This is a genomic window from bacterium endosymbiont of Bathymodiolus sp. 5 South (genome assembly GCF_900128535.1).
GTDB lineage: Bacteria > Pseudomonadota > Gammaproteobacteria > PS1 > Pseudothioglobaceae > Thiodubiliella.
In genome coordinates this window covers 1-23,180 of the sequence record NZ_FQTR01000012.1, presented here as the reverse complement: position 1 = coordinate 23,180, position 23,180 = coordinate 1, and the positions used below count along the sequence as shown (strand labels likewise).

The following is a 23,180-nucleotide window of genomic DNA, read 5'->3' as shown; positions in this document are numbered from 1 at the left end:
TTTATAAGTGTTGCCAATGTTCTAAATAGTTAGAATTAAACTGAAGAGTTTGATCCTGGCTCAGATTGAACGCTGGCGGTATGCTTAACACATGCAAGTCGAACGGAAACGATAAGAGCTTGCTCTTAGGCGTCGAGTGGCGGACGGGTGAGTAACGCGTAGGAATCTGCCTAGTAGTGGGGGATAGCCCAGAGAAATCTGGATTAATACCGCATAATATCTATGGATTAAAGTGGAGGATCTTCGGACTTCACGCTACTAGATGAGCCTGCGTAAGATTAGCTTGTTGGTGAGGTAAAAGCTCACCAAGGCGACGATCTTTAGCTGGTCTGAGAGGATGATCAGCCACACTGGAACTGAGACACGGTCCAGACTCCTACGGGAGGCAGCAGTGGGGAATATTGGACAATGGGGGCAACCCTGATCCAGCAATACCGCGTGTGTGAAGAAGGCCTGAGGGTTGTAAAGCACTTTCAATTGTGAAGAAAAGCTAATGGTTAATACCCATTAGCCTTGACGTTAACTTTAGAAGAAGCACCGGCTAACTCCGTGCCAGCAGCCGCGGTAATACGGAGGGTGCAAGCGTTAATCGGAATTACTGGGCGTAAAGCGTGCGTAGGTGGTTTGTTAAGTCAGATGTGAAAGCCCTGGGCTCAACCTAGGAACTGCATTTGAAACTGGCAAACTAGAGTATAGGAGAGGAAAGTGGAATTTCAGGTGTAGCGGTGAAATGCGTAGATATCTGAAGGAACATCAATGGCGAAGGCAGCTTTCTGGACTAATACTGACACTGAGGTACGAAAGCGTGGGTAGCAAACAGGATTAGATACCCTGGTAGTCCACGCCGTAAACGATGATAACTAGCCGTTGGGAGGATTTACCTCTTAGTGGCGAAGCTAACGCGTTAAGTTATCCGCCTGGGGAGTACGGCCGCAAGGTTAAAACTCAAAGGAATTGACGGGGACCCGCACAAGCGGTGGAGCATGTGGTTTAATTCGATGCAACGCGAAGAACCTTACCTGGTCTTGACATACACGGAACTTTCCAGAGATGGATTGGTGCCTTCGGGAACCGTGATACAGGTGCTGCATGGCTGTCGTCAGCTCGTGTCGTGAGATGTTGGGTTAAGTCCCGTAACGAGCGCAACCCTTATCTTTATTTGCCAGCACATCATGGTGGGAACTATAAAGAGACTGCCGGTGATAAACCGGAGGAAGGCGGGGACGACGTCAAGTCATCATGGCCCTTACGACCAGGGCTACACACGTGCTACAATGGGAAGGACAAAGGGTCGCAACCTCGCGAGAGCAAGCTAATCTCATAAACCTTTTCGTAGTCCGGATCGGAGTCTGCAACTCGACTCCGTGAAGTCGGAATCGCTAGTAATCGTGGATCAGAACGCCACGGTGAATACGTTCCCGGGTCTTGTACACACCGCCCGTCATACCATGGGAGTGGGTTGCAAAAGAAGTGGGTAGCTTATCTGGGCGCTCACCACTTTGTGATTCATGACTGGGGTAAAGTCGTAACAAGGTAACCCTAGCGGAAGCTGGGGTTGGATCACCTCCTTAAGAAAAGTATGAGTGTCCACAACAAGTTGTTTGATAACTATAAAGAAGAATGAAAGAATTGCATAACTGCCAATGATTGGTGGTTAATTACGCAGGATATTTTTATTTTATGGTGTGATTAGTTTTGCCTTAACTAAGGCTTTATTTTGAAGGAAAGAATGTCGTGTAAACACATGACTGGCTGAATGAGTAAGTAAGAATAACACAACATAAGTTAAAAATAATCCCACCATTCGGGTCTGTAGCTCAGTTGGTTAGAGCGCACCCCTGATAAGGGTGAGGTCGGTGGTTCAAATCCACCCAGACCCACCAAATTTTGATTTTTGAGTGCGTTGTCGGCTTGGTCGTTTATTAGTATAAACTCTGTCGCCTGCGCTTTGTAAAAATAAAAATTACAGTATTTTTTACTGTTTTCAAGGGGCCATAGCTCAGCTGGGAGAGCGCTTGCCTTGCACGCAAGAGGTCGGGAGTTCGATCCTCCCTGGCTCCACCAAATCCCATTTTACTGTGTTGGACAATTGGTCGTTTATATCCACCTTGTAAAATAAAATTTAGTGATTAGTTAGACATTCTTATCTAAAAACTTAAATAAAACCATCGTAATGATAGTGGCTTTATTTAAGTTTTTATACTATGCCTTTGGGTGTAGAGCTCTTTAACAATTTAATACATGAAGTAAAGTTTGTAAATATACAATATAACAACGCGAAGACTGTCGTGATGACAGTTTTCATTGGTGTATTGCATTGACACAACAATTTCAAAAAATATGGATTCTCATCGGCGGTGTAAAAACCGTTGGTGAAATAAGAAAGAAAAGAATTCACCGATTGTGATTTATCACAATTTGTGACTTCTTGGTGAAATACTAACTGTATGACACTGAACTTGAGTGATTTCAGGTTTTTTCTTTGGCAAGATGTTTTATTAAGGATTGAAGAATTTTAGCATTGCTAAATGACTGATTGAGAAAATAAAACATCACAGGCAAAGGGGAAATTTGGAAACACATTTAGATGGTTTGGGGTTATATGGTCAAGTGAATAAGTGCATACGACGGATGCCTTGGCATTAGAAGGCGATGAAGGACGTGACAATCTGCGATAAGCTTCGGTTAGCTGATAATAAGCATTATTAGCCGGAGATCTCCGAATGGGAAAACCCAGTGGTCATCAGACCATTATCCTTAACTGAATACATAGGTTAAGGAGGCAAACCTAGGGAACTGAAACATCTAAGTACCTAGAGGAAAAGAAATCAACCGAGATTCCCTTAGTAGCGGCGAGCGAACGGGGAACAGCCCTTAAGCATATTTTTAATTAGTAGAATGTTCTGGAAAGTTCAACGATACAGGGTGATAGTCCCGTACACGAAAATTAGATTTATGTGAAATCGAGTAAGGCGGCGCACGTGAAACGCTGTTTGAATATGGGGGGACCACCCTCCAAGGCTAAATACTCTCTAATGACCGATAGTGAACAAGTACCGTGAGGGAAAGGCGAAAAGAACCCCGGGAGGGGAGTGAAATAGAACCTGAAATCGTATGCATACAAGCAGTAGGAGCGGATTTATTCCGTGACTGCGTACCTTTTGTATAATGGGTCAGCGACTTACTTCTCAGTAGCAAGGTTAACCATTAGGGGAGCCGTAGGGAAACCGAGTCTTAAATGGGCGTTTAGTTGCTGGGAGTAGACCCGAAACCGGGTGATCTATCCATGGCCAGGGTGAAGGTTAGGTAAAACTAACTGGAGGCCCGAACCCACTTATGTTGAAAAATGAGGGGATGAGCTGTGGATAGGGGTGAAAGGCCAAACAAACCCGGAGATAGCTGGTTCTCTCCGAAATCTATTTAGGTAGAGCGTCATGTATTACTTCAGGGGGTAGAGCACTGTTATGGCTAGCGGGTCGTCAAGGCTTAGTAAACCATTGCAAACTCCGAATACCTGAAAGTATGAGCATGGCAGACACACTGCGGGTGCTAACGTCCGTAGTGGAAAGGGAAACAACCCAGACCGTCAGCTAAGGTCCCAAAATTGTAGTTAAGTGGGAAACGATGTGAAAAGGCCCAGACAGCCAGGAGGTTGGCTTAGAAGCAGCCATTCCTTTAAAGAGTGCGTAATAGCTCACTGGTCGAGTCGGTTTGCGCGGAAGATTTAACGGGGCTAAAACTACATACCGAAGCTACGGATCGCAATTTATTGCGATGGTAGGAGAGCGTTCTGTAAGCCGTTGAAGGTATTCTGTGAGGAATGCTGGAGGTATCAGAAGTGCGAATGCTGACATGAGTAACGATAAAGGGGGTGAAAAACCCCCTCGCCAGAAGTCCAAGGTTTCCTACGCAACGTTAATCGGCGTAGGGTTAGTCGGCCCCTAAGGCGAGGCAGAAATGCGTAGTCGATGGGAAACAGGTTAATATTCCTGTACTTCATATAACTGCGATGGGAAGACGGAGAAGGTTAGCTCAGCTTGGCGATGGTTGTCCAAGTTTAAGCGTGTAGATTGGCTATTAGGAAAATCCGGTAGCCTTTATTCAAGGCGTGATAACGATCCCTCTTTTGGGAGAAGTGAGTGATACCATGCTTCCAGGAAAATCCTCTAAGCTTCAGGTTATATGAAACCGTACCCCAAACCGACACAGGTGGACGAGATGAGAATTCTAAGGCGCTTGAGAGAACTCGGGTGAAGGAACTAGGCAAAATGACACCGTAACTTCGGGAGAAGGTGTGCTCTTGCTGGTGATTTTACTTGCTAAATGAGCTGGTAAGAGTTGAAGATACCAGGTGGCTCCGACTGTTTATTAAAAACACAGCACTCTGCAAACACGTAAGTGGACGTATAGGGTGTGACGCCTGCCCGGTGCTTGAAGGTTAATTGATGAGGTTAGGATTCGTCCGAAGCTTTTGATCGAAGCCCAAGTAAACGGCGGCCGTAACTATAACGGTCCTAAGGTAGCGAAATTCCTTGTCGGGTAAGTTCCGACCTGCACGAATGGCGTAACGAGGGCCACACTGTCTCCACCCGAGACTCAGTGAAATTGAAATTGCTGTTAAGATGCAGTATACCCGCGGCCAGACGGAAAGACCCCGTGCACCTTTACTACAGCTTTGCATTGAACTCTGATCCTACTTGTGTAGGATAGGTGGGAGGCTTTGAAGCTTGAACGCTAGTTTGAGTGGAGCCACCCTTGAAATACCACCCTGGTATGGTTGGGGTTCTAACCTAGGTCCGTTATCCGGATTGGGGACAATGCATGGTGGGTAGTTTGACTGGGGCGGTCTCCTCCTAAAGAGTAACGGAGGAGCGCAAAGGTACCCTCAGCACGGTCGGACATCGTGCAATGAGCGCAAAGGTAAAAGGGTGCTTGACTGCGAGACTGACACGTCGAGCAGGTAGGAAACTAGGTCTTAGTGATCCGGTGGTTCTGAGTGGAAGGACCATCGCTCAACGGATAAAAGGTACGCCGGGGATAACAGGCTGATACCGCCCAAGAGTTCACATCGACGGCGGTGTTTGGCACCTCGATGTCGGCTCATCACATCCTGGGGCTGAAGCAGGTCCCAAGGGTATGGCTGTTCGCCATTTAAAGTGGTACGCGAGCTGGGTTTAGAACGTCGTGAGACAGTTCGGTCCCTATCTACCGTGGGCGTTGGAGACTTGAGGGAAGCTGTTCTTAGTACGAGAGGACCGGAATGGACACACCTCTGGTGTTTCGGTTGTGACGCCAGTCGCATTGCCGAGTAGCTATGTGTGGAAAGGATAACCGCTGAAAGCATCTAAGCGGGAAGCCCCTCCCAAGATTAGGTCTCCCTGAGAGTTTAACTCTCCTAAAGATCCCTTGAAGACTACGAGGTTGATAGGCAGGGTGTGGAAGCGCAGTGATGTGTGAAGCTAACCTGTACTAATTGATCGTGAGGCTTGACCATATAACACCCAAATTATTTGGATGAATCCATAATTTTTGTGTTGATGTGTCATGCAATACACTGAGTAAGTGTTCAAACTTTAATAATGTATTAATTGTTATATCTTGCTGGTTAGTAATAACCAAGGTATAAAAACTTTTTAATTATTTTATTTGCGCTGGGCGCAAATAAAAAACCAGTTTGCTTAGTGACAATAGCGAGTGTGACCCACCTGATCCCATCCCGAACTCAGTAGTGAAACCACTTAGCGCCGATGGTAGTGTGGGGTCTCCCCATGTGAGAGTAGGACATTGCTAGGCTTTAATTTCGGCTATTTTTGGCTTTTACGGTGTTAGATTTACAGTCGTTTAGTTTTACTAAACTTCTTATAATCTGCATTGTGAAATTTCAAAAATGCCACAAAATACCTCAATACTTTATAAGTGTTGGGGTATTTTTTTATCTATTGTTTTTTAATTATTAAAAATTATGGCAATAATTGATGGGTTTGATAATGTTGAAGAAGCTATTGATTTAACTAGATAAAAAAACCACGGCAACAATAAAGATAGATAAAGAAGTTAAAATTCTTCCAATCAATATTTATTGTTTTTAAACAATGTGATCGCTTGAGGATTTATTCTTGTATTGCAAATCTTTGCGTGTTGATTCGCGTTTAGAGCGAGGGACTTTTTCTTTTTTTTGCTTGGCTTTCTCTTCTTTAGAAATGATTTTATCAACAGATACTAGGTCATCAACACTTTGAGCGATTTTTTTAAAGGCTTTTGGTGCTTGGATTTCAACCATTTGTTGCACAATCCAGCTTGAATCAACATCGGTCATGGCGAGTTTGATTTTTTCACCAAAGTATCTTAAAAAGCGGTAGTCGGGTTCATTGCCGATAAAGCCGTAGTCTGAATAATCTTGCGAGCGTTGATTGTAAGTATTGATAAATACTTTCCAATGGTTGCCTTCACCGATGCGCTCGGTTTTGTTTTCTTGATAATAAAAAGCAGATTGTTTTGCTAATTTGTGAATCAGTTCTTGTCGTTGTTCGTTGCTGAGTGTTTTAAATACAAGGCGGTCGATGGATTGAATAAGAAAGCATAAATATTCAGCAATTACATCAAAGACTTGTTCTTTTTCAATGACAAAGCCTTCATTGATTAAATCCTCAAGATGGTTTTTGGTAATGCGCCAACAAATGAACGCCATTGCGCCACCGATATCTTCAATGGTTTTAACTTGGGTTTTGTGCCATTTGCTCTTTACACGCATACAAACAGTTTACCGTATAAGTCTATGGCTTTAGACAAACAACAAAGTCTAGTTGCTCATTCACAGTTGTAGTTGCGAAAAGAACCTAGATCATTCACATCATTAAAACCCATTTGCACTAAATAATTTTTAGCAGTTGAGGAGCGAGCGCCTGTGACACAATACAAAACAATAGCCGTATCTTGATTAAGAATGTTCTTCGCATTCATGATAGATTGTAGGGGCAAATTGATTGCGTTTGGCAGTGCGCCTTGAGAAAATTCAGAGCTTGAGCGTACATCAACTAATTGAGCACCATCAGCTAAAAGTTTACAAGCATCTTTGCCTGAGAATGAGTTGAACATAGTATAATTCCTTAAATGATTTGTAAGTGAACACACCTTGCGCAGGGTATTCAATCTATATAAGAGAACTATTATATACTTATGTTAAGTAAAAAGCAATTAAGAAATGATATTAAAGTAATTGAAGTGGCACTCAAGAAGCGCAACTTCTCTTTTGATGCTAGCGCATTGTCTGCTTTAGAAGACAGGCGTAAAAAGAATCAGATTGAAACACAAGAATTACAAAATTGTCGCAACACACAATCAAAATCGATTGGTAAAGCGAAGGCAGTTGGTGAAGATATCAAACCATTATTAAATGCAGTTGCTGACTTAGGTGATAAGCTTGATGCAGCAAAAACCGAGTTGCAAGGTATTCAAGCAGAGATTGACACAATTGTTATGGGGTTGCCAAATATTCCACATGAGTCAGTGCCAGCAGGAAACTCTGAAGAGGATAATGTTGAAGTGTCAAAATGGGGTGAGCCAGGTCAGTATGATTTTGAAGTAAAAGACCATGTTGATTTGGGTGCGTTGTACGGCTTAGATTTTGAAACGGCTGCCAAGATTGCTGGCAGTAGATTTTGCGTAATGACGGGAAAAATTGCAAGATTGCACAGGGCTTTAACCCAGTTTATGTTGGACCATCACACTAAGAACAATGGTTATACCGAGGCTTATGTGCCTTATTTAGTCAATGCGCAGTCATTAACTGGCACAGGGCAGTTGCCTAAGTTTGAAGCAGATTTGTTTAAAACCAGTTTGCATGGCGAAGAGGGTGAGGCAAAATCTTTGTACTTGATACCCACAGGTGAGGTGCCAATCACCAACATCATGCGTGACAGAATAGTCAAAGAGAGTGAATTGCCAATTAAATTTGTCGGTCACACGCCAAGTTTTCGCTCTGAGGCGGGTGCTTATGGTCGCGATACGCGTGGTTTGATTCGTCAGCATCAGTTTGAAAAAGTAGAAATGGTACAAGTTGTTAAAGCACAGGATTCTTATCAGGCATTAGAAGAGCTTACTGGTCATGCTGAAGGTATTTTGCAAGCATTAGAACTACCCTACCGCAAGGTTAATTTGTGTGCCGGTGACTTGGGTTTTTCAGCGGCTAAAACTTATGATTTAGAAGTATGGTTGCCAGGACAAAACGCTTATAGAGAGATTTCCTCTTGTTCTTGTTTTGAAGCTTTTCAGGCACGTCGTTTACAGTTAAGATGGAAAAATCCAGAAACCAACAAGTCGGAACTACTCCATACTTTGAATGGTTCAGGTTTGGCAGTAGGTAGAACTTTGGTTGCGGTGTTAGAAAATCACCAGCAGGCTGACAAAAGTATTAAAATACCCGATGTGTTGCACAAATACATGGGCGGCAGTACCATTATTAAATAACTGACTTTAGGAGAAAAAATGAACTTATTAGACTTAATCATATCACCCGCATACGCTGCCGAAGGCATTAATGCAGACCCATCTGCTTTGAGTCAATTAATACCACTGGTGCTTTTGTTTGTGGTTATGTATTTTTTACTTATTAGACCACAGCAAAAACGCGCAAAAGCCCATAAGGCATTATTAGGTGCATTAAAGGCCGGTGACGAAATTGTAACCAATGGCGGTATAGTTGGCACAGTAAAGTCGGTTGATGAATCTTTTGCTACGGTTGAAATTGCTAGTGGTGTGGTAGTTAAGGTGCAAAAGCAAGGCATTAATCAAAAGATGCCTAAAGGTAGCACTAAATCTTAAGGATACTCTAATATGAATCAATATTCTAGCTTGAAGAATGCATTAATTGCCTTCTTCTTATTACTTTCTGTTTTATACGCCTTGCCAAATATTTTTGGCTCAGATTTGGCAGTGCAAGTGTCAAGTGCTGGCGACAAGCTTATTGCTAAATCTGATTTAGATAAAATCACTGACACGCTAAAAAGTAAAGGTGTTAATTACAAATCAGCTGCTTTATCAAACCGCCGTATTCTGGTGCGTTTTGATGATAATGCCAGCCAACTGTCTGCCAAAGATACGCTAAAAACAGCGTTAGGGCGTAACTATGTCGTGGCACTTAATCTTGCGCCTTCAGTGCCATTATGGTTGTCTAATTTAGGCGGTAAGGCAATGTCGCTTGGTTTGGATTTACGCGGTGGTGTGCATTTTTTATTAGAAGTAGATATGCATGCGGTAATGGCAGTGTCGATTGATAAGCACTATAACGAGTTGCGTACACTGTTGCGTGCTGAGCGCCTATACAAGAGTATTAAGAAAGAAGATGAGCGTATCGTTATTCGCCTTAAAACTGCCGATTCAAAGGACAGGGCATTAAAAATTATTAGTTCAGAATTGAGCGATTTAGTTGTGCTAGAGAGCAACAATAAAGATGAGTTGTCCATTCACCTTGTTATTAGTGATAGCGCCAAAAGAGATGCCAAAAAAAATGCGTTAAAGCAAAACATTACCACACTGAGAAATCGTGTTAATGAGTTAGGCGTGGCAGAGCCCATTATTCAACAACAAGGTTTAGAGCGTATTGTGGTGCAGTTGCCAGGGGTGCAAGATACCGCAAGAGCCAAAGAAATTTTAGGGGCAGTAGCTACTTTGGAGTTTAGAATGGTGGACGAGAAGAACGATCCACAAACCGCCATTCGATCAGGTAGAGTGCCAATTGGCTCAAAGCTTTATTACTTCAAAGATGGCAGGCCTTTATTGTTAAAAAATAGAGTAATTGCTACCGGTGAAAATATTACTGGTGCAGCTTCGGGCGTTGATCAAGAGAGTAGCACGCCAATGGTGAACATCACTTTGGACAGTATTGGCGGTCGTGCAATGTTAGACACCACTAAAAAATATTTGCACCATCGTATGGCGGTAGTGTTTATCGAAAACAAGGTAGAAACCATCACCAAAAATGGCAAGACTATTAAAAAACGCACCACTACCAAAGATATCATTAACGCTGCCACTATTCAGGGTACATTCTCATCACGCTTCCAAATTACGGGTATTGATAGCGGTAGAGCGGCGCGTAATTTGTCATTATTACTCAGAGCAGGTTCGCTTTCAGCCCCTATTGAGATTATTGAAGAGCGTACTATTGGTCCAAGCTTAGGCGCAGACAATATTGCAAAAGGCGTTCTGAGTGTTATTGTTGGGTTTATGTTGGTGTTAATATTTATGGTCATGCGTTATCGTGTATTTGGATTGGTAGCCAATATTGCCTTGACATTTAATTTGGTTATGATTGTTGCAGCACTTTCCCTATTGCAGGCTACCTTGACTTTGCCAGGTATTGCGGGCATCGTGCTGACTGTGGGTATGGCGGTGGATGCTAATGTGCTTATTTTTGAGCGTATCAAGGAAGAATTAGGCTTAAATAGCAATATTCAAGAAGCCATTTCAAGCGGTTATGACAAGGCTATTTTAACCATTGCAGATGCAAATATTACCACATTGATTGCAGCACTAGTATTGTTTGGTTTTGGCACCGGTCCAATTAAGGGTTTTGCCATCACCTTGTCGATTGGTATTATCACCTCAATGTTTACAGCGATTATTGTTTCCAGAGCCATTATTAATAAAATTTATGGCGGTAAAAAAACTAAGGAGTTGTCAATATGAAAGCGTTAAATGTTCCTAAAATTGATTTTGTCGGTAAACGCATTTATGCGATTATTTTTTCATTACTGTTGATTGTTGTCTCAATATTTTCACTGTCGATCAATGGCTTAAAATTTGGTATTGATTTCACTGGCGGTACTTTGCTTGAAGTGGGCTATCAAAGAGATGTTGATTTGGCTGATGTGAGAGCCACACTTAGTGAAGCAAAGTTTAAAGGGGTTAATGTACAATATTTTGGCTCAACCAAAGAAATTCTCATTCGTCTTGAGCCACAATCTATTTCCAGTGCAAAACTTAGCTCTAAGATTATTTATTTGTTAGGTGATGATGTGGATATTCGTCGTGTGGAATTTGTTGGTCCTAAAGTGGGTGAAGAGTTAACCAATGACGGTGGTTTGGCAATGCTGTATGCGCTTATTGGTATCTTGATTTATGTCGCGTTTCGTTTTGAATATCGTTTTGCCCTAGGCTCGATTGCAGCGCTTATTCATGATGTCATTATTACCTTGGGTATATTCTCACTCTTGCAAATAGAATTTGATTTAACGGTATTGGCTGCAATTTTAGCGGTGATTGGCTATTCGTTGAATGACACCATTGTTGTGTTTGACCGTATTCGTGAGAACTTTTTATCAACTCGACATACAGATCCTGTAAAAATTATCAACGGCGCACTTAATCAAACACTTTCTAGAACACTCATGACTTCAATCACAACGCTATTGGTGTTGTTGGCATTGTTCTTCTTAGGTGGTGAGGTTATTCACAGTTTTGCCCTAGCATTGTTAATCGGTGTGGTGGTGGGTACTTATTCATCAATTTATGTGGCAAGTTCAATGATTTTAGCGCTTGGCATTAGCAAGCAAGATTTGCTACCTTCGGAGAAAGAAGAACAAGCGATTGACAATCGCCCTTAAAGCTTATTTCTTAAACTTTTCAAATACTAAACAAGCGTTAGTACCACCAAAACCAAAACTGTTTGACATCACGCGATTAAGCGTTTGTTTGGTTGTTGTTTGAACAATTGGCATGCCTTCTGCTGCTTCATCCAAAGTATTGATATTGATAGATTCTGCCATAAAATCATTTTGTAGCATAAGTAATGAGTAAATTGATTCATTCACGCCAGCTGCACCCAATGCATGACCTGAGAGTGACTTAGTTGAACCAATGTTTGGGATATTATCACCAAATACTGCTTTAATAGCGCCAAGCTCCTTGGCGTCGCCCACAGGGGTTGAAGTGCCATGTGCATTGATATAGTCAATTGGTCCATCAACGGTTGAAATAGCGAGCTCCATACAGCGTTTAGCGCCTTCGCCTGATGGTGCAACCATATCATGACCATCTGAAGTTGCACCATAACCCGTTAATTCGGCAAGAATCGTTGCCCCACGAGTTTGAGCATGTTCTAAAGATTCTAAAACCAATGCGCCACCACCACCAGAAATGACAAAACCATCGCGGTCTGCATCAAAGGCACGAGAGGCTTGCGTAGGGCTTTCATTGTATTTAGAAGACAATGCACCCATGGCATCAAATAGCATGGTCAGTGACCAATTTAGCTCTTCACCGCCACCAGCAAACACCACATCTTGCTTACCCAGCTGAATTTGTTCCATCGCATTGCCAATACAATGTGCGCTGGTTGAACAGGCAGAACTGATTGAGTAATTAATACCTTTGATTTTGAACAGAGTAGACAAACAAGCAGAAGTCGTTGAGCCCATGGTACGCGGCACACGGTAAGGGCCAACACGCTTAATGCCTTTTTCTCTTAAGATATCTGCAGCTTCCACGACATTTTGATTACTGGCGCCACCAGAACCCATAATAAGCCCTGTGCGTGGGTCAGAGACTTGTGCTTCAGTTAACCCAGATTGCTTGATGGCCTCATCTAATGCAACAGCATTATAGATAGCGGCATCTGCCATGAAGCGTTTCATTTTTCTATCAATGATTTCGTCAGGATCTATCTCAGCGACAGTACCAGATACATGCGAACGAAGCCCCATAGCCGCCTGAGTTTCATTAAATTTAATGCCTGATTTTGCAGTTTTTAAAGAGGATAACACTTCTGCACAATTTGCGCCCAAACTAGAAACAATCCCCATTCCTGTGACAACAACTCTGTTCATTACATTTTGCTAGTATCAGTGAATAAACCCACTTTTAAATTGGTGGCCTCGTAGATAACTTCACCATCAACTGCCATTGTTGCGTCGGCAACGCCCATATACAATTTTCGCGCAATTACGCGAGATAAATTAATTCTGTAAGTTACTTTCTTAGCGCTTGGCAATACTTGACCTGTAAATTTAATATTACCTGAACCTAAGGCACGACCACGACCAGGACCACCTAACCAGCCTAAATAAAAGCCAACCAGTTGCCACATAGCATCAATACCTAAACAACCTGGCATCACAGGATCGTCATTAAAATGACATTTAAAAAACCATAAATCAGGATTAATGTCTAACTCTGCAACAATTTCACCTTTGCCGTATTCTCCACCTTCATTTGAAATATGAGTGATACGGTCAAACATCAGCATTGGTGGCTGAGGTAATTGTGCATTGCCGGAGCCGAACAATTCGCCGTTACCGCATTTGATGAGTTCTTCGTAAGAAAAAGAGTTTTGCATAGTTTTTTGTTTGTCAAATATTTTTTGAGAATTATACCTGATTTAGATTAGATTTTTATATCTGCTATTAAATCATCAGGGTCTTCTAGTCCTATCGAAAGGCGGACGAGTCCATCAGCAATATTGGCATTGGTTTTTTCTTCATCACTTAGGCGACCGTGTGTGGTGGTTGCTGGGTGGGTAATGGTAGATTTTGTATCACCTAAATTGGCAGTAATAGAGAATATTTCTACGGCGTTAATCAGTTTGAATGCTGCTGCTTTCCCGCCCTTAACTTCAAATGATACGATGCCACCAAACCCTGATTGTTGTGTTTTTGCAAGCGAGTGATGTGGATGAGAGTTCAAACCTAAATAGTGCACTTTTGCTACTTGTGGTTGGTTTTCTAGCCAAGTTGCAACTTTGAGTGCATTCTCACAGTGTGCGTTCATTCTAAGGCTAAGCGTGTCCAAACCTTTTAACACAATCCATGCATTAAAGGCGCTTAGGCTAGGTCCTGTTGCACGAGTAAAACTAGCCACTTGCTCAATAATTTTTTCACTGCCTAATACTGCACCTGCTAGACAGCGCCCTTGCCCATCAATATATTTTGTTGCTGAGTGGATGACAATATCAGTACCTAATTTGATGGGCGTTTGTAGTGCCGGCGATAAAATCGCATTATCCACGGCCAGTAAAATATCATGGGTTTGGCTGATTTTACTCAATGCAGCAATATCAACCACCTCACCCAACGGATTAGAAGGCGTTTCTAATAAAAACAACCTTGTATTGCTTTTAATCGATGATTCCCACTGCGATAAGTCACTTAAATCAACATAACTAATAGCAATATCAAACTTGCTAACAATGGTATTGAGCATCACAATCGAGGTGCCAAACATATTGCGTGAAGCTACAATATGGTCGCCTGATTTAACCAATGCCATAATCGTGGCAAAAATCGCTGCCATGCCAGATGCAGTTGCTACGCAGGCTTGCGCACCCTCAAGTGCGGCTAATTTTCTTTCAAAAGCATCCACCGTAGGGTTGGTAAAACGCGCATAGATGTTACCAGGCTCTTCTTTAGAAAAGCGAGCTGCTGCTTGTTCTGCAGAGTCAAATTTAAAACTGGAAGTTAGAAAAATAGCTTCAGAGTGCTCTTGTTCGTTAGTGGCTTGATAGCCTTCGCGGATGGCTTTAGTATCAAATTGCAGGTCTTTCATGCTAGGTAGTAATCGTCAAAATAGTGCCTATTCTACATCATTACAGATTAATTCTGAACTTGCATTGGTGTCATTTTGTTGTTTAGCATCATCAGAGCGTAAATCTTCAATGTCTTGTAAATAGTTTTTGTCAATATCGCCGGTGACATATTTGCCGTTAAAACAAGAACAGTCAAATTCTGTGATGTTTGCATTTCCTTGCTGTACACACCAAAGTAAGTCGTCTAAATTTTGATAAATAAGTTTGTCAGCACCAATGGCTTGGCAAACTTCATCAGTGTTTTTATTGTGTGCAATAAATTCTTTATTGCTTGCCATATCAATGCCGTAAACATTGGGGTAACGCACTGCAGGAGCAGCCGAGGCAAAAAATACTTTTTTAGCACCAGCATCACGCGCCATTTGCACAATTTGCTGACTGGTGGTGCCGCGCACGATAGAATCATCAACCAATAGAACATTTTTACCTTTAAATTCAAGTTCAATAGTGCTTAATTTTTGGCGCACAGATTTTTTTCTCTGTTTTTGTCCAGGCATAATAAAAGTGCGTGCAATATAGCGATTCTTAATCAAACCTTCGGAGTATTTCACTTTGAGTTTTTGTGCTAATTGTAGCGCCGACACTCTTGAAGTATCAGGGATTGGGATAACGACATCAATTTTTTCATTAGACCACTCTTGTTGGATTTTTGCTGCTAATTTTTCACCCATTCTCAGGCGCGATTTATAGACTGAAATATTGTCAATCACTGAGTCTGGACGGGCAAAGTATACAAATTCAAAGATACAAGGTGAATACTTACTTGCGCTTGCGCATTGTTGTGTAAAAATATTACCCTGTCTATCAATAACAATGGCTTCACCAGGTGTAATATCTCGAGTGATTTCATAACCCAATGCGGTGAGTGCGACACTCTCTGAAGCAAGCATGTATTTAGTGCCCCCATTTGTGGTGCGTTTTCCTAAAATAAGTGGACGAATGCCATTTGGGTCACGAAAGCCAAAAATACCGTAACCTGGAATCATGCCAACTGCTGCATAAGCACCACGCACACGCTTGTGCACTTGAGTAATTGAGGTAAAAATATCCTTTTCATTAATGCGTTGTTTTTCTAATTTTCCCAGTTCACCAGCAAATACATTGAGTAGGATTTCAGAATCAGAATTGGTGTTGATATGACGCAAGTCTTGTTCAAATAATTCTTGTTCTAGTTTTTTAGTATTGGTAAGATTGCCGTTATGTGCAAATGCAATGCCGTAAGGTGAATTTACATAAAAAGGTTGCGCTTCCGCACCAGAAGAGCTGCCTGCAGTTGGGTAGCGCACATGACCAATACCCATATCACCTAACAGTCCAGCCATATGTTTGGATCTAAAAGCGTTTCTAACTAAGCCATTTGACTTACGCATATAAAAACGACCTTTGTGAGAGGTAACAATACCAGCGGCATCTTGCCCACGGTGTTGTAGGATGGTTAGCGCATCATAAATATAAATTGCTGTGTCTTTTTTAGTGGTAGATAAGATTCCAACAATACCGCACATAAGTTATTCCTTAATATTTTTTGATAAATAATAAATAGTCTGCTAATTCAACTTTAATGTTTGCAGTTATATCTTGCAAGACTTTAAACAGACTTTGAGACTCAGTCCAAAAAACTTGTTTTGATATAAAGTCAACATTTTGCAATACCAAAACGAGCATAACAATGAATACAAAACCTTTAATCAGCCCAATAACAGCGCCTCCTGTTTTTCTCATCGGGGTGTTAGCCTCACACATATTAAATGCAGCACTAATGCTATGTAAGCCCTTTAAAAGGGTTCTAAAAAATGATTCTAAAGCACAAGGCTCATGTGAGTTGATTGAAATATTAAAGGTATGTTTTAAGAGTAAGGCAACGCCAGCAATGGTGACGAATACGAGCATAAATGACAGTTCAACTTGCAGTGCAGTGTTACTAACAAAGTGCGCTATTAGTTCAAAACTGTTAAGAGAGTTGGTGTAGTGCCAACTGACAAATAAGTTGAGCGTGAAAAGTGTCAATAAAGCAAAGGTTTTGTTGAGTGTACAAGGGTTAATGCTTGATGGAATGTTGATTAACTGATACATTGTTTTTTTAACCGCCAAAACAGCAACAAAAATAATACCAAAAGCAAACGCAAGTTGTGATTGTTGAGCGTCTAGTATCCATCTGATCATTGCCAGATGAGAGAGTTTTTCATAGAACAACCAAGCGCCAAAGGTGGCAACTATTAAAAATAACAAGTCAACGACTCCTATGACCAATCCACGCTTAACGCCAAGTCCAATAAAGACGATTAAGGTTATCATTGTTAGCCAATCAGACCAAACTAACAATCCGATTACCTCACTAATATTTGCGCTAATTTCTTCCATTATTATTTTTTTGTCATTGTTTACGGATGATTTTACAAGATTTTATCATGCATTATTCAAGCACTTTGAGTGCATCGGCAACAATGTGAAAAGAGCCAAAGATAACAATGCGCCTAACTTGTTTGGCGTTAAACGCTTGATGAATTGCCGATGACATATCGTTGCAGACTTTGATTTTGCTTGATAAACTAAATTTTTGCGTTAAATCTTGCATAGCGATTGCTCGATTAACTTGCAAAGGAGGCAGTAACCACTCATCAATAAGTGGTGTAACAATATCAATCATTGATTTGATGTCTTTATCCTGTAATGCAGAAAAAATAGCGATAGTGGGTTGTTTATTTTTCTTAAGTTCATCAGTCAAAGTCTGCACTGCCGCTGCATTGTGAGCAACATCTAATATAACCGTTTTATCCTGAATGGTTTTGACTTGGAAGCGAGCCGATAATTTGGTTTTTTCAATGCCTTGAGCGTGTTGATTTTGATTGACAGAGAAGACAGATTGCAATTTATTAACCGCTGCAATCGCAAGTGCAGCATTGGTTTTTTGGTGCTCCCCCGACAAGCCAATCTTACCAAGATAAGGCGTATTAACAAAGCTTAGCAATGCACCACAATGCTTAGCATATTGGGCAATTGCACTTGGTGGGTTTGAGTCACCACAGATGCAGGGGATATTTTTACGCATAATGCCAGATTTTTCCAAGCCGATTTTTTCACGCGTGTTACCCAAATAATCGATATGGTCAAGCTCAATGTTAGTAATCACCCCCACATTGCTATCCACCACATTGACAGAATCAAGTCGCCCTCCTAGCCCGATTTCTAACACGGCAATATCCACTTTCTCATTAGTAAAAATAAGGAGTGCAGCTAAAGTAGAAAACTCAAAATAAGTTAAAGCAGTATTGCCCCGCGCTTGTTCAATTGTTTTAAATGCTGTGCATATTTTCTTATCGCTAGCTTGCACGCCATTGATCACAAAGCGCTCGTTGTATCTAAGAATATGTGGCGAGGTAAACTTAGCAACTTTGATATTTGCCTGTTGATAGATGTTATCAATAAAAGCAATAGTTGAGCCTTTGCCGTTTGTCCCTGCAACTGTGATGACTTTAAAAGGCATACCTTGCGGGAAGAGTTTTTGATAAATTTTTTGGACGCGTTCCAGTCCTAAATCAATTTCTTTTGTATGCAGGTTTTCTTGGTAACTTAGCCAATCATCCAGTGTTTCAAGGGCGTCCTCTAGTCTTCCCAAAATTCACCCTCAATGGTGTCATCGTTTTTCATTGTTTTTTGTTGCTTTCTTGGCTTTTGTGTTTGCGCTGTGGTGAAAACTCTCTTGGCATTTTTCTCCAAAAAATGCGTCAGAAAAAATGCTCGACTCCAAGGTATTAGCCCTAACAAACCAATAGAATCTGTGATAAATCCAGGCGTTAGCAGTAATATACCCGATACCATAATCACCACACCCTCTAACATTTCAAATGATGGGTTGTTTCCTTGAGCAGCCGCTATTTGTACTTTTTTTAGTGTAGAAAGTCCTTGTTGTTTTAATAAGTAAGAACCGATAAATGCCGTGATAACAACCAGTAAAATCGTGTTACCTGCGCCAATTGAGCTGCCGATTGTCATCAGCACATATAATTCTGCAAGTGTTGCAATAACAAAAATTGGAAATAGCATATTAGTTACCTATGAGTAAAAATTAAATCCCAAATGCCGTGCCCTAATCTATTGCCGCGTTTTTCAAACTTGCTCAAAGGACGAAACTCAGGTCTTGGAGTGTATATATGGGCGCTTTGTGTGTTTTTAAAGTTTTTATTTGTCTCTAACATTTCCATCATTTGTTGCGCATAGTCTTGCCAATCCGTTGCCATGTGGCAAACACTACCAATTTTTAATTTTTTAGCAAGTAAATTCAAAAAATCTTGTTGCACAATTCGGCGTTTATGGTGTTTTTTCTTATGCCAAGGGTCAGGAAAAAACAACTGAAATCTAGCCAAAGAATTATCGGCAATATTATCACTTAAAAACTCAACTGCGTCACCCCTCATCACTTTCAAATTATTTAGTTGTTTGATATGTGCGCTATTAATCAAGCGCCCAATCCCTGCCTCATAGACCTCAATGCCTACATAATTTAATGCTGGGTTTGCCTGTGCCATTTCTACCAGCGTATCGCCATTGCCAAAACCAATCTCTAATACCACATCATGAGTATTACTAAAAATCTTAGCAAAGTCTAACACGCCTTGTGGTTCAATCGCATAATCATCCCACAACTCAGTTAATCCTTTTTCTTGTGCAGGGGTTAATCTGCCAGAGCGTTTTACAAAACTTTGGATTTTTCGTAAATTAGTCATTGTCAAATTTTTTAAAAAATGTGACTGCTGATTGTAAGGCTTGCTTGTTATCGGCTTTAGTGTTAATCCATTTTTCTAAAAGACCCCAATGCCAACCAACAAAAGACAGTCCTGCATACTTGCGCCTAAAATCAGACAAAAGTGCCTCTATTTTTTCTTGATTGTAGTTTTTAGTATCAATCAGTTTAAGTATTAACAGTGATGCATATTGCATCATGGCTGTTTTGTTATTTTTAAACAATTGTTTGAATTCTGTTGCTAAATATTTTTCGAAGGGTTTTTTTGTAATTAATGATATTTCAAATAGATTAAGATAAGGGTCGTAATTTGTTTTAGACGATTTTTCAATGGATTTTTGATAATATATTTTAGCCTTATTATATTGATTTATCCTGCCATACATAACACCCATTTCATTAAAGGTTTCTTGTTGATTATTAGGATCTAACTTAATAAGTTGTTTGAGGATTTTAAGCGCTTTTTTATATTGTTTCAGTGTGAAGTAAGCATACGCTATGTCATGGTAAGAGACATATTCATCAGGTTTGATTTTAATTACTTTTTGAAGCGCACTGATTGCGTTTTTATATTGCTCCAACTTATTGTAGATGTGAGCAATTGTTTGATAAGTCATATAGTCTTTTGGTTTGATTTTAAGTACTTTTTGAAAAGCGGAAAGTGCTTTTTTATATTGTTTTAAGTCGTAATAACTAAAACCTAACGCCTCATAAGTAATAGGATTTTTTTGATCAAGACTTACTGCTATTTGATAAGAGTCAATAGCTTTTTGGTATTGCGCCATGATTTCGTAAGTACGCCCTATTCTAAAATAAACTTCGGCAATTAAATTATTGATATTAGTAGCCTTCTGGTAGGCATCAAGGGATTTTTGATATTGTTTTAACTTACTGTAAACAATGCCTATTCGGTAATATGAATCAAATTTTGGTTTAATTTCAATAGATTTTTTGTAGGCTTCAACTGCTTTGGTATTTTTGCCAAGTGTTTCCTGAATGACACCAATATTATAATAAAAATCCCGATTATTAGGTATGATTTTGTTGGCGCGTTGATACAGCTTTAAGGTTTTTTTGTATTGTTTTTTCTCAAGATAAATTACGCTAATATAGAGATAAGGATTGGGATTTTTAGGATTAATTTCAATAGATTTTTCAAAAGCATTAATGGCTTTATCTTGTTGTCTAAGTGCCAAATAAGAGACACCCATTTGATAGTATGCCTTGTCATTATTGGGCTCAGCATTTAAAACTTCTTTAAAAACACTAACAGCCTCTTGATACGCCCCCATCTGATTGTAAATAGTGCCTTTTATATAAGGAGTAGCCACAAGCTTCCCATCTCCTGGTAAGGATAAAGCGCTATGTGAGAAAAGTAACAATATGACTATAATTTTTTTCATAATTGATAATCCATAATAAGTGGCGCATGGTCAGAAAAGCGTTCATCTTTATAAATACTGGCGCTTTTAACTGCACCTTTGAGATTCGGTGTGAGGATTTGATAATCAATACGCCAGCCGACATTATTTGCCCATGATTGTCCACGATTACTCCACCAAGTGTATTGGTGTGATGCTTGGTTAACTTCACGAAAGCCATCGATAAAGCCAACTTCAAAGAATAATTCATCTAGCCAAGCGCGCTCCTGTGGCAAACAACCTGAATTTTTTTGATTGGCTTTCCAGTTTTTAATATCTCTTTCCTGATGCACGATATTGACATCACCACAAATAATTACTTTGCGCCCGCTTGCTTTAAGTTCTTGTAAGTAAGGCATGAATCGCTCGCTCAAAAATGCCATTTTTAAATCTTGGCGCTCTTGTTTGGCGCTGCCTGAATGTATGTAAATTGAAATAACCGAGAAATCTTTAAAGTCAGCTTGAATAAATCGTCCTTCAAAATTAATATCATCCCACGGGCTCTCTTTAATGATTTGAGTGGGCGCTTGTTTGCTAAAAATTGCCGTGCCAGAGTAGCCTTTTTTCTCAGCACTTTGGTAGTAGCAATGGTATTCTTTTGGATAAAATAGCTCATCCAGCTGGTCTTCTTGCGCCTTAATTTCTTGTAGGCAAACCACATCTGCATCTTGGGTTTTTATCCAGTCAAAAAAACCTTTTTTCTCAGCTGCGCGAATGCCATTAACATTAGTCGTTATAATTCTTTTCATTGGAATAATTTTATAGGAATAACGAATGCAACAGTACCAAAAAGACTTTGTAGATTTTATGTTAGAAATCGGCGCACTGAAATTTGGCGAATTTACGCTAAAATCTGGACGCATTAGCCCCTATTTTTTTAATGCAGGTGCGTTTAACACGGGTGAGCATCTTTCAAAATTAGGCAATTTTTATGCACAAGCGATCCAAGCAAGCGAACTAGAATTTGATGTATTGTTTGGTCCTGCCTATAAAGGCATCCCATTAGCTACCGCGGCTGCCATGGCACTCAACGACAGTTTTAACAAAAATGTACCCTATAGTTTTAATCGTAAAGAAGCCAAAACACACGGTGAAGGTGGCAATATTGTCGGACATCCGCTAGTAGGCGATATTCTAATTATTGACGATGTTATTACTGCCGGTACTGCCATTCGTGAGGCGATGGATATTATCAGTGCAAATGGTGCTAAAGCCAAAGGTGTGATTGTGGCGGTTGACCGTCAGGAAAAAGGCAAGGGCGACACTTCAGCCATTCAAGAAGTTGAGAAAAATTTCGGCATCCAGGTATTAAGTATTATTAGCTTATCACACCTTGTTGATTACTTAAAGCAAGGCAGTGACCAAGCACTTATTGAGCGCATTGAAGCTTATCGTCGTCAGTACGGGGTTTGATTTGAAACAAAGTTTTGTGTAGCAAATCAAAGAACAATCAAATTTAATAAGATAAAAAAATAGCGCCATAAGGCGCTATTTAAATATGGTGGAGAGATAGAAATAAGAAGCAGTGTTGAATACTTAGAGAAACGCACGGAAATGATGTAATGGTATGCGGATTATTTAGATAACTTGGAAGTTAAAAACAGTTAATTCTTTTGAAAAATCGAAGTTTTTTAGAAAATAAATTTTATTTTTTAGCCACTTATGACATAATATTAACAACTTACTTATTAAAACTCATGTCATGACTAGATTAGATTTACTCAAAAGAGTACAAAAAAGAAAAAAACAAATTGGCTTAACCATTGATAATATCGCCAAATTATCAAATCTTGGGAATAGAACCATCACTCGTTTTTTAGCAGGTGAGGATGTAAAAATATCTACAATGGAAAGTATCACCCATCTACTAGGGCTTGATTTTGCTGGCAATGAAGTGCTCAGTATAAATGAACTGGAACAAAACAGGGCCAAAGAAAAAGCCTTGTATATGGTTTCTCTTGTGCAAGATACTTCATCACTTGAAGAGCAAGGTTTGGATAATGAGCAATTAAATTTATTGATAGAACAAACTAAAGATAGCTTTTTGCACCAGCACCAAAAAAGCTTGTGGATCAACTAGTCTAATTTTTAATCTTTTAACTACATTAATTAATGAATGACAAAACCAAAATTGCCGATGCTACTTATGGGGGCGATTTGTCAGGTCTAAAATTAGATAAAGATAAAACCTACAGTGTTAATGAAATTTATTTTTTCGAGGCTCAAAATATTCTAAAAGCAAGCCTTGATTATTTAGGAGGCGTGTCTAATAAAAAATCAGACTCTTTCGATACTCCCAAATCCAAAAATAGAACCACCCAAACCAACCCACAATCAAAACCAAAAAAATGCACCCCATTCAAACCCTGCCTTCAGCAAAACACAGGCATTTTCTCTGAATTTGACAAAACAGGTGTAAATTATCCAATATTTTGGATGA

The 23,180-nt window shown here is 40.2% G+C and carries 18 protein-coding genes, 2 tRNA genes, 3 rRNA genes and 1 pseudogene; 12 read left to right on the top strand and 12 right to left on the bottom strand.

Translation table 11 applies throughout. The features are described 5' to 3' along the window. Positions 1-37: 37 nt before the first annotated feature. The 5 genes from BBROOKSOX_RS02505 (at position 38) to rrf (ending at position 5,793) form a co-directional block, all read left to right on the top strand. Positions 38-1,571, top strand: a 16S ribosomal RNA gene (locus tag BBROOKSOX_RS02505). 235 nt (positions 1,572-1,806) lie between these two features. Continuing rightward, positions 1,807-1,883: transfer RNA gene (locus BBROOKSOX_RS02500), tRNA-Ile, on the top strand. 105 nt (positions 1,884-1,988) lie between these two features. Continuing rightward, positions 1,989-2,064, top strand: a tRNA-Ala gene (locus tag BBROOKSOX_RS02495). A gap of 540 nt (positions 2,065-2,604) precedes the next feature. Beyond that, a 23S ribosomal RNA gene (locus BBROOKSOX_RS02490) occupies positions 2,605-5,494 on the top strand. 183 nt (positions 5,495-5,677) lie between these two features. Then, positions 5,678-5,793 (top strand): 5S ribosomal RNA (rrf, locus tag BBROOKSOX_RS02485). The 16S, 23S and 5S rRNA genes sit together here with 2 tRNA genes alongside, the layout of an rRNA operon. A gap of 292 nt (positions 5,794-6,085) precedes the next feature. Here rrf and BBROOKSOX_RS02480 read toward each other — a convergent pair. Beyond that, complete coding sequence (locus BBROOKSOX_RS02480) at positions 6,086-6,751, bottom strand: hypothetical protein (protein WP_139659607.1); 666 nt, start codon at positions 6,749-6,751, stop codon at positions 6,086-6,088. A gap of 56 nt (positions 6,752-6,807) precedes the next feature. Continuing rightward, a complete protein-coding gene (locus tag BBROOKSOX_RS02475) occupies positions 6,808-7,095 on the bottom strand; it encodes a rhodanese-like domain-containing protein (RefSeq protein WP_139659606.1) in 288 nt (95 codons plus the stop codon). An 81-nt stretch (positions 7,096-7,176) separates the two neighbouring features. Between BBROOKSOX_RS02475 and serS the strand changes: the two genes are divergently transcribed. Genes serS through secF form a run of 4 tightly spaced genes read left to right on the top strand, consistent with a single transcriptional unit; the run spans position 7,177 to position 11,603 of the window. Beyond that, entirely contained in the window at positions 7,177-8,466 is a 1,290-nt protein-coding gene (serS, locus tag BBROOKSOX_RS02470; RefSeq protein WP_139659605.1) for a serine--tRNA ligase, read from the top strand. Positions 8,467-8,484: 18 nt separating this feature from the next. Then, positions 8,485-8,820 carry a preprotein translocase subunit YajC gene (yajC, locus tag BBROOKSOX_RS02465; RefSeq protein ID WP_139659604.1) on the top strand — a complete coding sequence of 112 codons (336 nt, stop codon included), beginning with the start codon at positions 8,485-8,487 and terminating at the stop codon, positions 8,818-8,820. Positions 8,821-8,832: 12 nt separating this feature from the next. Then, entirely contained in the window at positions 8,833-10,686 is a 1,854-nt protein-coding gene (secD, locus tag BBROOKSOX_RS02460; RefSeq protein ID WP_139659603.1) for a protein translocase subunit SecD, read from the top strand. Continuing rightward, positions 10,683-11,603, top strand: coding sequence for a protein translocase subunit SecF (gene secF / locus BBROOKSOX_RS02455; RefSeq protein ID WP_139659602.1), 921 nt, complete (start codon positions 10,683-10,685; stop codon positions 11,601-11,603). Before secD ends, secF begins: the two co-directional genes overlap by 4 nt. A 3-nt stretch (positions 11,604-11,606) precedes the next feature. Here the strand turns inward: secF and fabB are convergent, their stop codons facing one another. The 10 genes from fabB to BBROOKSOX_RS02405 are packed head-to-tail and all read right to left on the bottom strand — an operon-like array spanning position 11,607 to position 21,489. Then, positions 11,607-12,824 carry a beta-ketoacyl-ACP synthase I gene (gene fabB / locus BBROOKSOX_RS02450; protein WP_139659601.1) on the bottom strand — a complete coding sequence of 406 codons (1,218 nt, stop codon included), beginning with the start codon at positions 12,822-12,824 and terminating at the stop codon, positions 11,607-11,609. Further along, on the bottom strand, positions 12,824-13,333 hold the full coding sequence (fabA, locus tag BBROOKSOX_RS02445; RefSeq protein ID WP_139659600.1) for a 3-hydroxyacyl-[acyl-carrier-protein] dehydratase FabA: 510 nt from the start codon (positions 13,331-13,333) through the stop codon (positions 12,824-12,826). The genes fabB and fabA overlap by 1 nt, the downstream gene beginning before the upstream one ends. Before the next feature lie 47 nt (positions 13,334-13,380). Continuing rightward, the gene (locus tag BBROOKSOX_RS02440) at positions 13,381-14,538 is read right to left on the bottom strand and encodes an O-succinylhomoserine sulfhydrylase (RefSeq protein ID WP_139659599.1); all 1,158 of its coding nucleotides are present in this window, start codon (positions 14,536-14,538) and stop codon (positions 13,381-13,383) included. 27 nt (positions 14,539-14,565) lie between these two features. Beyond that, a complete protein-coding gene (purF, locus tag BBROOKSOX_RS02435) occupies positions 14,566-16,083 on the bottom strand; it encodes an amidophosphoribosyltransferase (RefSeq protein WP_139659598.1) in 1,518 nt (505 codons plus the stop codon). Positions 16,084-16,093: 10 nt separating this feature from the next. Further along, on the bottom strand, positions 16,094-16,939 hold the full coding sequence (locus tag BBROOKSOX_RS02430; RefSeq protein ID WP_139659597.1) for a CvpA family protein: 846 nt from the start codon (positions 16,937-16,939) through the stop codon (positions 16,094-16,096). Positions 16,940-16,991: 52 nt separating this feature from the next. Beyond that, on the bottom strand, positions 16,992-18,194 hold the full coding sequence (locus BBROOKSOX_RS02425; protein WP_139659596.1) for a bifunctional folylpolyglutamate synthase/dihydrofolate synthase: 1,203 nt from the start codon (positions 18,192-18,194) through the stop codon (positions 16,992-16,994). After that, on the bottom strand, positions 18,182-18,622 hold the full coding sequence (locus tag BBROOKSOX_RS02420) for an FxsA family protein (RefSeq protein WP_139659595.1): 441 nt from the start codon (positions 18,620-18,622) through the stop codon (positions 18,182-18,184). The genes BBROOKSOX_RS02425 and BBROOKSOX_RS02420 overlap by 13 nt, the downstream gene beginning before the upstream one ends. A 5-nt stretch (positions 18,623-18,627) precedes the next feature. Next, positions 18,628-19,302, bottom strand: coding sequence for a tRNA (guanosine(46)-N7)-methyltransferase TrmB (gene trmB, locus BBROOKSOX_RS02415; RefSeq protein ID WP_139659594.1), 675 nt, complete (start codon positions 19,300-19,302; stop codon positions 18,628-18,630). Beyond that, positions 19,295-20,722 carry a tetratricopeptide repeat protein gene (locus BBROOKSOX_RS02410; protein ID WP_139659593.1) on the bottom strand — a complete coding sequence of 476 codons (1,428 nt, stop codon included), beginning with the start codon at positions 20,720-20,722 and terminating at the stop codon, positions 19,295-19,297. The genes trmB and BBROOKSOX_RS02410 overlap by 8 nt, the downstream gene beginning before the upstream one ends. Further along, on the bottom strand, positions 20,719-21,489 hold the full coding sequence (locus tag BBROOKSOX_RS02405) for an exodeoxyribonuclease III (protein WP_139659592.1): 771 nt from the start codon (positions 21,487-21,489) through the stop codon (positions 20,719-20,721). Before BBROOKSOX_RS02405 ends, BBROOKSOX_RS02410 begins: the two co-directional genes overlap by 4 nt. Before the next feature lie 25 nt (positions 21,490-21,514). Between BBROOKSOX_RS02405 and pyrE the strand changes: the two genes are divergently transcribed. From pyrE to BBROOKSOX_RS02390, 3 genes and pseudogenes are all read left to right on the top strand, one after another. After that, a complete protein-coding gene (gene pyrE, locus BBROOKSOX_RS02400) occupies positions 21,515-22,153 on the top strand; it encodes an orotate phosphoribosyltransferase (protein WP_139659591.1) in 639 nt (212 codons plus the stop codon). Between the two features lie 289 nt (positions 22,154-22,442). Next, positions 22,443-22,820, top strand: coding sequence for a hypothetical protein (locus BBROOKSOX_RS02395; protein WP_139659590.1), 378 nt, complete (start codon positions 22,443-22,445; stop codon positions 22,818-22,820). A 32-nt stretch (positions 22,821-22,852) separates the two neighbouring features. Continuing rightward, positions 22,853-23,180: pseudogene (locus tag BBROOKSOX_RS02390) on the top strand (hypothetical protein); the annotation flags it as partial.

Excerpts from the sequence above, each read along its gene's own strand:
- BBROOKSOX_RS02480 (WP_139659607.1), bottom strand. The coding sequence starts at position 6,751 with ATGCGTGTAAAGAGCAAATGGCACAAAACCCAAGTTAAAACCATTGAA.
- BBROOKSOX_RS02475 (WP_139659606.1), bottom strand. The coding sequence starts at position 7,095 with ATGTTCAACTCATTCTCAGGCAAAGATGCTTGTAAACTTTTAGCTGAT.
- serS (WP_139659605.1), top strand. The coding sequence starts at position 7,177 with ATGTTAAGTAAAAAGCAATTAAGAAATGATATTAAAGTAATTGAAGTG.
- yajC (WP_139659604.1), top strand. The coding sequence starts at position 8,485 with ATGAACTTATTAGACTTAATCATATCACCCGCATACGCTGCCGAAGGC.
- secD (WP_139659603.1), top strand. The coding sequence starts at position 8,833 with ATGAATCAATATTCTAGCTTGAAGAATGCATTAATTGCCTTCTTCTTA.
- secF (WP_139659602.1), top strand. The coding sequence starts at position 10,683 with ATGAAAGCGTTAAATGTTCCTAAAATTGATTTTGTCGGTAAACGCATT.
- fabB (WP_139659601.1), bottom strand. The coding sequence starts at position 12,824 with ATGAACAGAGTTGTTGTCACAGGAATGGGGATTGTTTCTAGTTTGGGC.
- fabA (WP_139659600.1), bottom strand. The coding sequence starts at position 13,333 with ATGCAAAACTCTTTTTCTTACGAAGAACTCATCAAATGCGGTAACGGC.
- BBROOKSOX_RS02440 (WP_139659599.1), bottom strand. The coding sequence starts at position 14,538 with ATGAAAGACCTGCAATTTGATACTAAAGCCATCCGCGAAGGCTATCAA.
- purF (WP_139659598.1), bottom strand. The coding sequence starts at position 16,083 with ATGTGCGGTATTGTTGGAATCTTATCTACCACTAAAAAAGACACAGCA.
- BBROOKSOX_RS02430 (WP_139659597.1), bottom strand. The coding sequence starts at position 16,939 with ATGGAAGAAATTAGCGCAAATATTAGTGAGGTAATCGGATTGTTAGTT.
- BBROOKSOX_RS02420 (WP_139659595.1), bottom strand. The coding sequence starts at position 18,622 with ATGCTATTTCCAATTTTTGTTATTGCAACACTTGCAGAATTATATGTG.
- trmB (WP_139659594.1), bottom strand. The coding sequence starts at position 19,302 with ATGACTAATTTACGAAAAATCCAAAGTTTTGTAAAACGCTCTGGCAGA.
- BBROOKSOX_RS02410 (WP_139659593.1), bottom strand. The coding sequence starts at position 20,722 with ATGAAAAAAATTATAGTCATATTGTTACTTTTCTCACATAGCGCTTTA.
- BBROOKSOX_RS02405 (WP_139659592.1), bottom strand. The coding sequence starts at position 21,489 with ATGAAAAGAATTATAACGACTAATGTTAATGGCATTCGCGCAGCTGAG.
- pyrE (WP_139659591.1), top strand. The coding sequence starts at position 21,515 with ATGCAACAGTACCAAAAAGACTTTGTAGATTTTATGTTAGAAATCGGC.
- BBROOKSOX_RS02395 (WP_139659590.1), top strand. The coding sequence starts at position 22,443 with ATGACTAGATTAGATTTACTCAAAAGAGTACAAAAAAGAAAAAAACAA.